This is a genomic window from Microcystis sp. M090S1 (genome assembly GCF_020246295.1).
In the GTDB taxonomy this organism is placed as follows: Bacteria; Cyanobacteriota; Cyanobacteriia; order Cyanobacteriales; family Microcystaceae; genus Microcystis; species Microcystis aeruginosa.
On record NZ_JADBTF010000295.1, the window covers coordinates 1 to 10,884 of the forward strand.

The 10,884-nt window shown below is 44.0% G+C and carries 11 protein-coding genes; 5 read left to right on the top strand and 6 right to left on the bottom strand.

Annotated elements, in window-relative coordinates; genetic code table 11:
- The first annotated feature begins 367 nt into the window (after positions 1-367).
- A complete protein-coding gene (locus IM477_RS12770; protein WP_045357115.1) occupies positions 368-1,138 on the top strand; it encodes a class II glutamine amidotransferase in 771 nt (256 codons plus the stop codon).
- A gap of 2 nt (positions 1,139-1,140) precedes the next feature.
- On the opposite strand, the gene IM477_RS12775 is transcribed toward IM477_RS12770, so the two are convergent.
- Positions 1,141-1,869 (bottom strand): ABC transporter ATP-binding protein, encoded by a 729-nt coding sequence (locus IM477_RS12775; protein ID WP_287732038.1) that lies wholly within the window; start codon positions 1,867-1,869, stop codon positions 1,141-1,143.
- A 75-nt stretch (positions 1,870-1,944) separates the two neighbouring features.
- Here IM477_RS12775 and IM477_RS12780 point away from each other — a divergent pair, with 75 nt between their 5' ends.
- Positions 1,945-2,655 (top strand): Uma2 family endonuclease, encoded by a 711-nt coding sequence (locus IM477_RS12780; RefSeq protein ID WP_287732039.1) that lies wholly within the window; start codon positions 1,945-1,947, stop codon positions 2,653-2,655.
- A gap of 324 nt (positions 2,656-2,979) precedes the next feature.
- Here the strand turns inward: IM477_RS12780 and psaC are convergent, their stop codons facing one another.
- Positions 2,980-3,225 carry a photosystem I iron-sulfur center protein PsaC gene (gene psaC, locus IM477_RS12785; protein ID WP_002734319.1) on the bottom strand — a complete coding sequence of 82 codons (246 nt, stop codon included), beginning with the start codon at positions 3,223-3,225 and terminating at the stop codon, positions 2,980-2,982.
- Positions 3,226-3,476: 251 nt separating this feature from the next.
- Between psaC and acs the strand changes: the two genes are divergently transcribed.
- The 3 genes from acs to IM477_RS12800 all read left to right on the top strand — a co-directional run bounded on the left by acs (position 3,477) and on the right by IM477_RS12800 (position 6,704).
- Complete coding sequence (gene acs, locus IM477_RS12790; protein WP_287732040.1) at positions 3,477-5,447, top strand: acetate--CoA ligase; 1,971 nt, start codon at positions 3,477-3,479, stop codon at positions 5,445-5,447.
- A gap of 315 nt (positions 5,448-5,762) precedes the next feature.
- On the top strand, positions 5,763-6,212 hold the full coding sequence (locus IM477_RS12795) for a hypothetical protein (protein WP_271947462.1): 450 nt from the start codon (positions 5,763-5,765) through the stop codon (positions 6,210-6,212).
- Between the two features lie 24 nt (positions 6,213-6,236).
- Positions 6,237-6,704, top strand: a complete 468-nt coding sequence (locus IM477_RS12800; protein ID WP_287732041.1) for a GNAT family N-acetyltransferase — start codon at positions 6,237-6,239, stop codon at positions 6,702-6,704.
- 198 nt (positions 6,705-6,902) lie between these two features.
- Here IM477_RS12800 and IM477_RS12805 read toward each other — a convergent pair whose 3' ends face one another.
- The 4 genes from IM477_RS12805 to rimI form a co-directional block, all read right to left on the bottom strand.
- Positions 6,903-7,409: a DUF1269 domain-containing protein gene (locus tag IM477_RS12805; RefSeq protein ID WP_287732042.1), complete on the bottom strand. Its 507-nt coding sequence runs from the start codon at positions 7,407-7,409 to the stop codon at positions 6,903-6,905.
- 97 nt (positions 7,410-7,506) lie between these two features.
- Positions 7,507-8,124: a CP12 domain-containing protein gene (locus IM477_RS12810; protein WP_002796558.1), complete on the bottom strand. Its 618-nt coding sequence runs from the start codon at positions 8,122-8,124 to the stop codon at positions 7,507-7,509.
- Between the two features lie 434 nt (positions 8,125-8,558).
- The gene (locus tag IM477_RS12815) at positions 8,559-9,749 is read right to left on the bottom strand and encodes a glycosyltransferase family 4 protein (RefSeq protein ID WP_287732043.1); all 1,191 of its coding nucleotides are present in this window, start codon (positions 9,747-9,749) and stop codon (positions 8,559-8,561) included.
- A gap of 41 nt (positions 9,750-9,790) precedes the next feature.
- Positions 9,791-10,366, bottom strand: coding sequence for a ribosomal protein S18-alanine N-acetyltransferase (rimI, locus tag IM477_RS12820; RefSeq protein ID WP_287732044.1), 576 nt, complete (start codon positions 10,364-10,366; stop codon positions 9,791-9,793).
- Positions 10,367-10,884: the final 518 nt, after the last annotated feature.

The window sequence follows — 10,884 nt, forward strand, 5'->3', positions numbered from 1 at the left end:
CCCCTGCCCCTAGGGTTGATTCATAGTAGGGTTGATTCATGAATCAACCCTACCTTGAGGGGGTTTGATCCCCCCTGTCAGCCTTGATAAGGGGGGTTTGATCCCCCCTGCCCCCCTTGATAAGGGGGGTGTCTGACAGTTTTTAACACCTACCGACAATCAACCCTACCTTGAGGGGGTTTGATCCCCCCTGTCAGCCTTGATAAGGGGGGTGTCTGACAGTTTTTAACACCTACCTACTTAGTGCCAGATTAATTTCTTAGCTAGGATAGGCAAGAGGCAGCTGGAAGAAATTCTCCTGTCTCCTGTCACGACTGCTGGCAGTAATTTTGCCAGCATCTGATGTTCAGTTCAAACTCAAGCAACTATGTGTCAACTTCTAGGCATGAATTGTAATGTCCCCACGGATATCTGTTTTTCCTTCGAGGGATTTTGTGCGCGGGGGGGAAAAACCGACGAACATCGAGACGGTTGGGGAATTGCTTTTTTTGAGGGTTTAGGTTGTCGAACTTTTATTGATGTTAAACCCTCGATCGCTTCTCCGATTGCGGAATTAATTAAAAACTATCCCATCCATTCTACCAATGTTATCGCCCATATTCGCAAAGCTACCCAAGGAGAAATTAAATTAGAAAACTGTCATCCTTTTCGGCGGGAATTGTGGGGAAAATATTGGGTTTTTGCCCATAATGGTCATTTAGAAAATTTCTCACCGGCTGCGGGAGATTTTTATCAACCGGTTGGGGACACGGATTCGGAAAAAGCTTTCTGTTTAATTCTTAATACCCTGCGAGAGACTTTTCCCCAGGGCAAACCTTCCCTAGAACAACTTTATCAAGTCCTAAAAACTATCACAAATTCTATCGCTTGTCAAGGTATTTTTAATTATCTTTTATCCGATGGTGAACATTTTTTTGCCCATTGTTCAACTAAATTAAGCTATATAATCCGTCAGTATCCTTTTGCCGCCGCTCATTTAATTGATGAAGATGTGAGCGTTGATTTTCAAGCTTTAGCTCGTCCGGGCGATCAAGTGGCAATTATTGCCACTACACCCTTAACTGATAATGAAGTTTGGACAGCGATTAATTCAGGAGAATTATTAGTTTTTCAGGAGGGCGCAGCAATTTTAAGTTAATCTTACCAGTGGTCACTTTGTCGAGATTTTTCTAAATCAATTAACTGAGTTTTTAGCCCTAACCAATCTAATTGATTGGCGAGGCAATCTGAACCAATTTTTCCCGCTTCTAGATAAATAACTCTCTCGGCAAATTCCTCTAAAAAATCTAGTTGATGATTGACCATAATTATCGTCATTGAACTTTGATTGTTTAATACTTCTAATAACCTGTTGGCCGTGCCTGTATCCAGAGCAGAGGTGGGTTCATCTAATAACAGTATGCTCGGTTCTAACAGCAAGGCTCTGGTAATTGCAACTAATTGTCTTTGTCCTAAAGATAATTCTAACTCCCCGCGCTCAAACCACTGTTCGGGAATTTTTAATAGGGATGTCCAATGGTCAATTCTCTGATTAATTTCAGCAGGGTTAAGTTTTTTTAATTGCAGAGGATAAGCGAGAGCATCTCGAACAGTCATCCCTAATAACTTCGACTCTTGTAGCAATAAAACTATCTGTTGTCGCAGGGAAATAACCGGTATTTCCTTAATCGATTTACCTTGAAAATAAATATTTCCCGTGCTGGGTTCCTGCAAACGATTTAACAATCGCAAAAGAGTCGTTTTTCCTGCCCCAGATGCTCCGACAATAGCTAACTTTTCTCCTTGCTTGATGCTAAAAGTAATATCTTCTAACAGATAAGCACTGCCGCGTCGGATAGCTAAATTTACTTGCTGTAGTTCTAAAATCAAGATCGGTCTTTTCCTTACTTAGTTCAAGTTTATTATATAATAAAAATAGCCCAATGAGTTCGGCAGGTATTCCCCATGGTTAGTCAAGTTAACAAAACCGAGATTATCTATCCTGAGAGCGACGGTAAACCGATGGCAGATAATACTAAACAATTTAACTGGATAGTAACGATTAAGCAGAATATCGACTGGTTATATATCGATGATCCCCAGGTATTTGTAGCGGGGGATCTGTTATGGTATCCCGTGCAAGGCCAGCCGAAAATTGCTGCCGCTCCTGATACGATGGTAGTATTTGGCAGACCGAAAGGCGATCGAGGTTCCTACAAACAATGGCAAGAAGATAATCTTGCTCCTCAAGTCGTCTTTGAGATTCTTTCTCCCAGTAATACCTCCATCGAAATGGCCAAAAAATTGCTATTTTATGATCGCTATGGAGTCCAAGAATACTACGTCTATGATCCCGATGATAATAGTCTAGAAGCTTGGCAGCGAATTGGTGACAGTTTAGACAGTGTTAGTGAGGTTAATAATTGGGTGAGTCCCCGTTTAGGCATTCGTTTTGACTTAACCGACGAGTTAAAAATTTATCGTCCTGATGGTACTCAATTTTTGTCCTACAGCGAAATTAATCAACTACTGGAGCAGGAAAAGCAACGGGCTGAAAATGAACGCCAACGGGCTGAAAATGAACGCCAACGGGCTGAACAGGCTAATCAGCAGTTAGTAGAAATGGAGGCAAAACTGCAAAAATATCGTCAACTTTTTGGGGAATTACCTAACTAGGGTCTGCTGAATAAATGTGAAATATAGACGAGGTAAGGGGTTTGGGGCCTGTTTGGCGAGGCAGGTGCAAGATTTTAAAGCTAGTGGCTCAAAAACCTTGCATCTTGATCGGCGATTGCGTCCTGTAGGGGCGAAGCATTCGGGCAATAACTTATCGGTGAAACCGTAGATTTTCTATCCGAATGCTTCGCCCGTACTTTTTGCCGCAAACCCTAACTAAAATCTTCACTAGCGAAGGGAGTATAACAAAAAAAAAGAGGACTGGTTAGTCCTCTTAACAAGATTAGTTTTCGCTAAATATTAAACACAGAATGATTGCCAGGCCTAGTAGGCTAGACCCATACTGCGGGTGGTTTCTGCTCCGAGATAAACCCGAATGCTCAAGAAATCCGTCGGACAAGCGGTTTCGCAACGTTTGCAACCAATACAGTCTTCCGTGCGGGGGGAGGAGGCAATTTGGGCAGCTTTACAGCCATCCCAGGGGACCATTTCCAGCACGTCGAGGGGACAAGCCCGAACGCATTGGGTGCAACCGATACAGGTATCGTAAATTTTAACGCTATGAGACATTGAATTATGACTCCTTACCGAGTGTTCTCCATGTTAAATTTCGGGTTTATCGGTTAGTTTACCTTACAGCGATCTGTTCATCGCTCGATCGGTGACATAACTTTAAACTCTGTAACACTTGGGGCCAAATGGCGATCGCTAGTCAGGGATCGGGCAATTCTAAAATAGCCTTAAAGAATTGCTTGCCGGGGTTACGGGGGGAACCGAAAAAGGTAATCTGGATCGCAAGATAATTTATTTCGTTTGCCAGTATGACAGAAATAGCGATCGAATCGATCCTACAGGAAAATCGGCTGTTTCCTCCCAGTGCCGAATTTGCTCAGAATGCCACCATTAAAAGCTTTGAAGAATACCAGCAACTCTACGCCAAAGCCAAGGCCGATCCCTCGGCTTTTTGGGCCCAATTAGCCGAAAAAGAATTACATTGGTTTGAAAAATGGTCAGAGATTCTTGACTGGCAGCCCCCCTTTGCTAAATGGTTCGTCAACGGCAAGATTAATATTTGTTACAACTGTATTGACAGACATCTCACCACCTGGAGACGCAATAAAGCCGCCATCATCTGGGAAGGAGAACCGGGAGACAGCCGCACCATTACCTACGAACAGCTACACCGAGAAGTGTGCCAATTTGCCAACGCTTTAAAGGAATTAGGCGTGAAAAAAGGCGATGTGGTCGGAATTTATCTGCCGATGATTCCCGAAGCGGCCATCGCCATGTTAGCCTGTGCCAGAATTGGCGCGCCCCACAGTGTAGTTTTTGGGGGATTTAGTGCCGATGCTTTGCGCGATCGTCTTAATGATGCGGCCGCTAAGGTGGTAATCACTGCCGATGGTGGTTTCCGCAAGGATAAAGTCGTTGCCCTCAAGGAACAGGTAGATCTGGCTCTAGCCGATAATAGCGCCCCCAGTGTGGAAAAAGTTCTCGTTGTCCAGCGCAGCAAGGAAGCAATCAATATGGTTGCCGATCGCGATTACTGGTGGCATGATCTACAAAAACAGGTATCTGCTAACTGTCCGGCCGAACCCATGGATAGCGAAGATATGTTATTTATCCTCTACACCAGTGGTTCCACCGGCAAACCGAAAGGAGTCGTCCACACCACCGGCGGTTATAATCTCTACACCCATGTCACCAGCAAATGGATTTTTGACCTGAAAGACACCGATGTTTACTGGTGTACTGCCGATGTGGGTTGGATTACCGGCCATAGTTATATCGTTTACGGACCGCTTTCCAATGGTGCAACCACGGTAATGTATGAAGGGGTTCCCCGTCCCTCTAATTTAGGCTGTTTTTGGGATGTAATCGAGAAATATCGGGTTAATATCTTTTATACTGCCCCCACTGCTATCCGCGCTTTTATCAAAATGGGTGAAGATATCCCCAATAGCCGGGATTTATCCTCTTTGCGCTTACTGGGAACTGTGGGAGAACCGATTAACCCAGAAGCGTGGATGTGGTATCACCGGGTTATCGGTAAAGAAAAATGTCCGATTGTCGATACTTGGTGGCAAACGGAAACCGGGGGGATTATGATTACTCCCTTACCCGGGGCAATTGCCACCAAACCGGGGTCAGCAACCCTACCTTTCCCCGGTATTATGGCCGAAGTGGTGGACTTAGACGGCAATCCCACCCACGCGAATGAGGGGGGTTATCTGGTGGTCAAACATCCCTGGCCCGGTATGATGCGAACAGTTTATAAAAATCCCGATCGCTTCCGCAATACCTACTGGGAACATATCGCCCCCAAAGATGGCCAATATCTCTATTTTGCCGGGGATGGTAGCCGTCGGGACGAAGACGGTTATTTCTGGGTAATGGGGCGCGTCGATGACGTGATGAGCGTTTCTGGCCACCGTTTAGGGACAATGGAGATCGAATCAGCTTTAGTATCTCATCCCGCGGTAGCGGAGGCGGCTGTAGTGGGACGACCGGATGAAATTAAAGGGGAAGAAGTCTATGCTTTTGTGACTCTCGAGGGGCATTATGAAGCGAGTCCGGAGTTAGCCAAAGCATTAAAGGATCACGTTGTCAAGGAAATTGGCACTATTGCCCGACCGGGAGAAATCCGTTTTACCGATGTGCTGCCAAAAACGCGATCGGGTAAAATTATGCGTCGTCTATTGCGAACTTTAGCATCAGGTCAAGAGATTTCTGGTGATACTTCTACTCTAGAAGATCGATCGGTTTTGGATAAATTACGGCAAGGTGCGTAATTTAATTGCTGGTTTTTCCTAGCAGTTAGGGTGAGGAATAAGAGTTAATCTTATCTCACTCTAACGGGAGTGATGCTCGGGGAACATATTTGCTCAAGCACCAAAGCTATAACTAATAATAAATCCTGTTGAAAAGGTATAGGGGAAGTGGGGAAGTGGGGAAGTGGGGAAGTGGGAAAGTGGGGAAGTGGGGAAGTGGGGAAGTGGGGAAGTGGGGAGTCGGTTGTCAATACCAAATTCGGTTATACTTCATGTTTATAAGAAAGGCTGTAATAATAAAGATAAGAGCGAAGGGAAATTATAGGAGTTTAATCAATGACCACCACTACTACTACCGATAATGATTTAAAAAGACTAGAAGATTTAATCCTCAATGGACAGAAGATAATCGAACATCGATTCAACGAAATCGACAATCGACTCACTACCATGGACAATCGACTCACTACCATGGAAACTCGACTCACTACCATGGAAACTCGACTGATTGAGGTTGACAATCGATTGAAGGTGATCGAGAATGGACAAGCGGAAATGAAAGCTGATGTCAAAACTGTTCAAAAAGATACTACCGATTTAAAGATTGAACTCACGGAAGTTAAAGGTGATATTAAAACTCTTGATAGTAAATTTGATGACATGAATAAACGCTTAGAGAAAGTCGAAGGAACCCAAAAAAATCAAATTTGGACATTGATAACTGTCTTAAGTGGTTCCTTACTAGCCGTAGGATTTAGAAGTTTTTTTATCGACAATAATCCCTAATCTCAGAAAAAGAATTGCTATAATTTGCTCACAAAAACAATGAAAAGTGATCGCCTAATTCTCCGTCCTTGGCAACTACCCGCAGACAAAGAGTCTTTTTTTCAGATCTATCAAAATTCCGAAGTCACTTATTTTTTACCGAGAATTCGTCAGTTAGCCACGGATATTGAGAGTTTAAATGCCCATTTTTCTGTAAGATTACCAACTATTCGTAATCAGGGTAATGGCAGCGATTGGTGGGCAATGATCGATCGAAAAAATAATCAGATTATCGGTTCGATAATTTTACAGAATTTGCCCGATAACCACGGTTATCCTACCCCAGATAGCGAAATTGGTTGGCATTTACGGCGCGATTATTGGGGACAAGGATATATAACCGAAGCGGCTAAAGTTATTCTAGAATACGGCTTAATCACCTTACAATGCCGATTATCTACGCAGTGGTTAATCCCGATAATTATCGCTCAATTCGTGTCACCGAAAGATTAGGAATGCAATCAATGGGATTAACGAATAAATACTACGACACTGAAGCACTTTTATTCTCGATCGAAGCTTAAAGTTCATTAATAATTATTGATTGTTTCTTATTTTATAGCTGCTGTGGTTGTCATGCTAAACCCATTCTTCTTCAAAAAGTAAAAAGGGAAATATATTCCCTTTTTCTGGCTTTTATGGACCCATATCCTAAACGGTTTCGGGTTGAACACCTCTTTGGTCGAGAATTTTCTGTAATTCAGCTTCGTCGGTTTTGGTCAAAGAAGTGCGTAACACTTTACCTCCGTAGGGGGCCACTTCATCGAGGACCTTATCGGGGGTAACTTTTTGGACGAGAACAAAGAGAGCAGATGTACCTGGCTGCATGGTTTCTCCCAATTCCCGCATAAAATTGTCATCCACACCGATATCAGTTAAAGCACCTCCCAAAGCGCCACCAGCAGCACCGAGGACGGCCCCTAATAAAGGGGATAAAAAGAGCATTCCGATTAATAATCCCCAGAAACTGCCACTAGCGGCTCCTGCTGCCGTTAAATTGACCGCTTGCTTGAGTTTAATCTGGCCATCTTTGTTTTTAACCACTACGGCAGCATCTTCTAACTCGATGAGATGTTCCTGTTGCAGTTTAGCCAAAGTTAAACGAACTTCTTCTGCTTTAAATTCGTCCTCATAGGCGATGACAAATAGATCAGCCATAGTTTTTCCTCGATTATTAGTAAATAAAACCTTTATACACTACTTTTGCCGGATTAAAAAGTTTGAGGTATTCTCCGATACCTCAAACCCATGGAGATTAGGTGTCATAAATACGAGCTTCAAAAGCATCGGGATTTTCTTGACAGTATTCCTCAAAATAGGTTTTTTCCGGTTTTTTAGCGCGTTGGTGTGCCAATTCTGCCTGTAATTCCTCAACAACATCCCAAGCTGCGGCACAATCGGGAGAATTTCCCCCTTTTTCAGCACATACTGCCCGGGCAATATCTCTAGCTTTGATAATCTCCGCTTCTAAATCAAGACTGCGGGGCTTTTCGACGGCGTTACCTTTATGGAGGATGTCACTAACAGATATAACACCGAGCAAATCACCTTTAATTACCGGTGCGAAACGAATACCAGTATTAGCAAATAAGCGAGCTACATATTCAACCCCGAGGTCGGGATTAATCACGATGCAGGGTTTGCTCATCACTTCATAGACGCGCACCTTTTGCGGATCTTGACCGAAAGCGACGACTTTATAGACAATATCGGTTTCAGTGATAATTCCGTAAGCATCTTCATCGTGACGGCGATCGACAATGAGAGTTCTAATGTTCTTTTCTCTCATCAATTGTACTGCTTTGGCAACGGTTTCAGAACCTTTAATCTTGGCCACCTCCGTGGTCATAATTTCAGCTGCTTTCATAGTCATAGTTAGAGAAGTTAAGTTGTGCCTTTGTTATTTTAGGGCTTGACACTCTCCGCACTTTTAGGGTGGAGATTCTTGGGCTGAATCTTGCCTCTACTAGCAACGCTAATTTTGGTCTTACAGTTTCATGTCTAGTCCGACTACACCTATAAGGCAAGCACTCTTATGGACTAATCCCCAAGCGTAAATTTCTGTGTGTCCCACAGTATTTAATTGTTTTGCGTTCTGACAGTTTGGACTTAATTAAACACCATTGACTGTTAGAAATTTTGAGATCACGGAGTAGGACGTTTAACCTGTTTCCTCACGTTCTCACGGTCAGCAACCTACAAACATTCTCGCACAAAGCCGTCCTAAAAGGACGGGGTTTTAAACCCAAATTTCCGATAAACTGACCCCTAATACTGACGGCTGACGGCTAAAAAACCGATCCCTGATTAACGCCATTCTACCAGTTGTCGTTCTTGGACAACCAAACCATATACTGTCTCGGTTTGACGGGCTAAATTCGCCCAATAAAAGCGTTTTTCTAGGTCTTCGTAGGCGTTATTAACTAATTTTTGAGCGTATTCGGGATGATTTAAAACCTCTAAAATGCCCCAAGCGAGGGAATCAGGATTATTGACGCGGGTGACAATTCCCGTTTGGCCATGACGGACAACTTCGGGAAAACCGCAGGTATCGGAAACTACCACGGGAACCCTAGCGGCGAAACTTTCCAAGGCGACAATACCAAAAGGTTCGTAAAGACTAGGAAAAACGGCACAATCGGCCACGGTTTGGAAGCGATCGAGGTTTTCATCGGACATAAAGCCCGTAAAATAACAATGATGCCAGATACCGAGATGCCAGGCCTGTTGTTTGAGTTTGTCGGTATTGCCGCCACCGATAATGACAAATTTAGTTTGACCCTCGGTCTGGGCCAGGACTTTTGGGGCAGCGTTGAGTAACACCGAAACCCCCTTTTCAAAGGTCATACGCCCGACGTAATAGACGATTTTTTCGTGATCTTGGGCATATTGACGACGAAAAGCTCGGTAATCAAAGTTAGGGTCTCTTTGCTTTTTCTCGGCCCGAATACCGTTATAAACCACATCGATTTTATCCCAGGGTGCGCCCAAAGCCCGATGGACTTCATGACGCATATAGCCGGTGCAGACGATAATGCGCCAAGCATTATAGACGAGGGTTCCCTCTTTGCCGGCGATATAGCGTTGGGTGTCGGTGTGCAGTCCGTTATAACGTCCGTATTCCGTGGCGTGAATAGTGGCAATCAGGGGGATTTTAAAGAGATGTTTCATGGCAATGGCCGCATCCCCTACTAACCAATCGTGGGCATGAACAAGGTCAAATTTTCCGTATTCGGCGATTAGTTTGCCGCCCTGTTGCCCCATGCTGTTATTCATGTTGACCACCCAATGGAAAAAGTCATTGCCGGGGGGTACGGGGACGCGGTGGATGTGAATGCCTTCGACCAGTTCGTAACTGGGGGCCTGACCGAATTCGATCGTGATTAAATGGACTTCATGACCGAGTTTGACGATTTCGGGATAGAGTTCAGCGACATGACGGGCGATACCGCCCACTAATCGCGGTGGAAATTCCCACGCCAACACTAAAATCCTCATTTTTCCCTAACCTCGACCTGATTTAAGCTTGTAGGTAATCATTACATCCCCATGGTATCTATTTTGGCTCTGGTTTCTTCCTCTAATTGCCACTTTCCCCGCACCAGTCTTGAGAGGATTTCTTGTCGCCACTTGCTTAATTGTTCCTGAAAAGCGGCCGTTTGTAGATCGTTGCGCCAGAAAATTAGGGCTGATTCGCCAGTTTGCGGATAATAATTTTTACGCTCTCCAGCGATGCGGAAGCCAAAATGCTCGTAGAGCGCGATCGCTGACTGGTTCGATACCCTCACCTCTAGCGTAGCCCTTTCCAGTTGTCTTTGTACAGCCTTCTCCAGAAGTTTGTAGAGAAGTAGTTTTCCTAATCCTTGTCTTTGATAGTCGGGGTAAATTGCCAGGAGGGTAATATGCGCTTCTTCGAGAATTGCCCAAAAACAAGCCAATCCGATTAGGGTTTCGCTATCCCGGTCCAGGGTAAGAATTAATAATTCACTGTTGGGGCTGTCTAATTCCCGTTGATATCCCGATAACGTCCAGATACCGCCGAGACTGGTGCGATCGAGTGCCACCATGGCGGCAAGATGCTCTGATTTTGGGGTTTTAAGCTGGATTTTTGCCATTGATCGGGGAAGGGAGCAGGGTGTGGGGTGTAGGGTGTGGGGTGTAGGGTGTGGGGTGTGGGGGAGTGGGGAGTGGGGAGAAGGGAGTGGGGAGAAGGGAGAATAAATAAAAATAATCTCCTGTCTCCTGAATCCTGTCTCCTGAATCCAATAGTAGATGTGGGATTTTTGCAGGAGTTCTATTTTCTGACAAAGATAAGCAAAAGTTATTTATTAACTGCAAAAACTTGAGAATATTTAAATTAACATTCCGCAATATTTATAAATTCTTAAGAATTAATTGAGAAAGATTTTTATTTAACAACGATGTTATCATAGTTACAGCGATTTTACTGAATTTCATAATGGGTTATTCTGTGCTTTTTTGGGCAGCAATGGTTGAAACCCTTGCCACACCTAGAAGGTGATCCTAGTTAAGACGGTTAAATCAGTCAATTTCACCCACAACGATGATCTTTTTTTTGTGTAGTTTTATTGCAAAAAAAAAGTTTTTTTGACAAAAAGCACAAAGTATGATA

What these genes read in the sequence shown, in the direction of transcription:
- IM477_RS12815 (WP_287732043.1), bottom strand. Translation starts at nt 9,749, where the DNA reads ATGAGGATTTTAGTGTTGGCGTGGGAATTTCCACCGCGATTAGTGGGC.
- acs (WP_287732040.1), top strand. Translation starts at nt 3,477, where the DNA reads ATGACAGAAATAGCGATCGAATCGATCCTACAGGAAAATCGGCTGTTT.
- rimI (WP_287732044.1), bottom strand. Translation starts at nt 10,366, where the DNA reads ATGGCAAAAATCCAGCTTAAAACCCCAAAATCAGAGCATCTTGCCGCC.
- IM477_RS12805 (WP_287732042.1), bottom strand. Translation starts at nt 7,409, where the DNA reads ATGGCTGATCTATTTGTCATCGCCTATGAGGACGAATTTAAAGCAGAA.
- IM477_RS12810 (WP_002796558.1), bottom strand. Translation starts at nt 8,124, where the DNA reads ATGACTATGAAAGCAGCTGAAATTATGACCACGGAGGTGGCCAAGATT.
- IM477_RS12770 (WP_045357115.1), top strand. Translation starts at nt 368, where the DNA reads ATGTGTCAACTTCTAGGCATGAATTGTAATGTCCCCACGGATATCTGT.
- IM477_RS12780 (WP_287732039.1), top strand. Translation starts at nt 1,945, where the DNA reads ATGGTTAGTCAAGTTAACAAAACCGAGATTATCTATCCTGAGAGCGAC.
- psaC (WP_002734319.1), bottom strand. Translation starts at nt 3,225, where the DNA reads ATGTCTCATAGCGTTAAAATTTACGATACCTGTATCGGTTGCACCCAA.
- IM477_RS12795 (WP_271947462.1), top strand. Translation starts at nt 5,763, where the DNA reads ATGACCACCACTACTACTACCGATAATGATTTAAAAAGACTAGAAGAT.